At 68.4% G+C, this 2,136-nt stretch carries 2 protein-coding genes; both read right to left on the bottom strand.

Going from position 1 to position 2,136, the window contains the following annotated elements:
• Nucleotides 1-62 precede the first annotated feature (62 nt).
• Complete coding sequence (gene istB / locus AC0NZN_RS18310) at nucleotides 63-860, bottom strand: IS21-like element helper ATPase IstB (RefSeq protein WP_320941639.1); 798 nt, start codon at nucleotides 858-860, stop codon at nucleotides 63-65.
• Nucleotides 860-2,071 (bottom strand): IS21 family transposase, encoded by a 1,212-nt coding sequence (gene istA, locus AC0NZN_RS18315; RefSeq protein ID WP_320941640.1) that lies wholly within the window; start codon nucleotides 2,069-2,071, stop codon nucleotides 860-862. Before istA ends, istB begins: the two co-directional genes overlap by 1 nt.
• Nucleotides 2,072-2,136 lie beyond the last annotated feature (65 nt).

Raw genomic sequence — 2,136 nt, forward strand, 5'->3', positions numbered from 1 at the left:
TGTCGGCGGCGCCTGAATCCTGGTCGCTTTCGGCGCTCGAATTGTGAACGGTTGCGGGCAGTCTAGCCAGGGGTTTCGTCGGTTGTGGTGCGGATGCTGGGGAGGCTGTCGATGCCGCGTCCGCGGAGTCGGTAACTGGCGCCTTTCAGGGTGAGGACGTCGGCGTGGTGCACGATCCGGTCGATCATCGCAGCGGCGACGGCCTGGTCTCCGAACACCCCTCCCCACCCGGAGAACGGGAGGTTCGAGGTGAGGATCAGCGACGCGTGCTCGTAGCGGGAGGACACCAGCTGAAAGAACAAGTTCGCCGCGTCTTGCTCGAACGGGAGGTAGCCGACTTCGTCGACGATGACCAGCCCGTAACGCCGCAGCCTCGCGAGCTCTTGGGGGAGCCGGCCTTGCCGGTGCGCGTCGGTGAGGCGGGTGACCCAGTCCGTCGCGGTCGCGAACAGCACCCGATGCCCGTGCCGGGCGGCGACGATCCCCAACGCGATCGCCAAATGCGTCTTCCCCGTTCCGGGCGGGCCGAGCAGCACCACGTTCTGCGCTTCCAGGAGGAACCCGCCGGAGGCGAGTTGCGCGATCTGCTGCCGGGCTGGGGGCTGCGCGTCCCAGTCGAAGTCCTCCAGTGTCTTCCGTGCCGGGAACCCGGCGGCCTTGATCCGCAGCTCCGCGCCGGACGCGTTGCGCGCCGACACCTCGCGTTCCAGGACGGCGGCGAGGTAGTCCTCGAACGACCAGCCCGCGTCGCGGGCTTGGTCGGCGAGCCGGGTCGCGGCTTCGGTGATCCGGGGTGCTTTCAACGCGCCGGCGAGATACGTGAGCTGCTTGACCGACTCGGTCGTCTTCGTGGTAGCCATCAGCTGAGCTCTCCATCGATGATCCCGAAGGCCCGGTCGTAGTCCGCGAGGTCACGGGCCAGGTCGTCACCGGCGGCGGCGGCGCGGGGCTGTTGGAACTGTTTCCGCAGCCTCGCGGCGGTCTCGACATGGGCAGGATCGGTGATCGTCATCCCTCTGGCCCAGACCCGCGCGTGGTCAGCCACGATCCGCCCGTCCGCGCGGACTCTGACCCGTTCCAAGTCCGCGGTCACGTCCACGAGCCGGCCGATTACCTGCGGGTCGACGGAGTAGTCGTTGGTGTCGAGACGGACGTAGTAATCCCGGCCGAGCCGGACCCGGTTGCGCCAACCCAAGTGCAGCGGGATCGGCGGCAACGGCAGCATCGCCGCCCGGTCCACGTCGACCCGCTGCAGCGGTGACGCCTTTGTGGTGCGCACCACCCGGGCGTTGACCCGCCCCAGCCAGTCCCGGAACTGGGCGTCGAAGTCCGCAGCGGAAGTGAACGACCGGCCCGGCATGAACGAGGTCTCGAACCAGCCGTTGCGGCGCTCCACGACGCCCTTGGACTCCGGGTCCTTCGGCGGAAGCAGCACCAGCCTCGTCGCCAGCGTGCCCATGAACGCGTCAACGCCCTCGGCGTGCCGTTTGCCGCGCCCGATGCCGGGTTCGTTGTCCCAGATCAGCCGCCGCGGCACCCGCCCGAGCTGTTGGATCAGCTCCCACGACCCCAGCAGCAGATCCTCCGTCTTCCGCGTCGGAATCATCCGCGCGAGCATCAACCTCGAGTGCGCGGCCGTGATCACCAGCACCGGCAGCAGCTTCCGGGTGCCGTCCTCCAGAGGGATCTTCTCCGGCGGGAACCACAGATCACACTGCGCCGCGTCCCCGGGCTCCCACGTGAGCCGGTCCGCGGGATCGATACGCCGTTGCTCCGGCCGCAGCCGGTGCACGTTGTCCCGGAACCAGCGGATCGACCCCGTCCACCCCACCCGCTCGGCCAGCACCGTCGCCGGCATATCCGGAGTCTCGACCAACAGCTGCCGGACTCGCGCTTCGAACGGCGTGAACGAGGTCGGCCTCGCCGCCCGCTCATACCGCGGCGGCGAACCCGAACCCACCGCCTTGATGACCGTGGTCCTCGAGATCTGCAGCCGCGCCGCGATCTGCGCCTTCGGAACACCCTCCGCAGCCAGCCTGCGGATCAACGCCCAATCCTCCAAAGTGATCACTCTCCAATCGTTGAGTGTTCACTTTTCGAGCGCCGCTACTGTCCAGTTTTCGAGCGCCGCCGACA

The organism is Microbacterium sp. sgz311019, assembly GCF_056135325.1.

Bases quoted from the DNA above. Each gene is read 5' to 3' on its own strand.
- istB (WP_320941639.1), bottom strand. From the start codon at position 860: ATGGCTACCACGAAGACGACCGAGTCGGTCAAGCAGCTCACGTATCTC.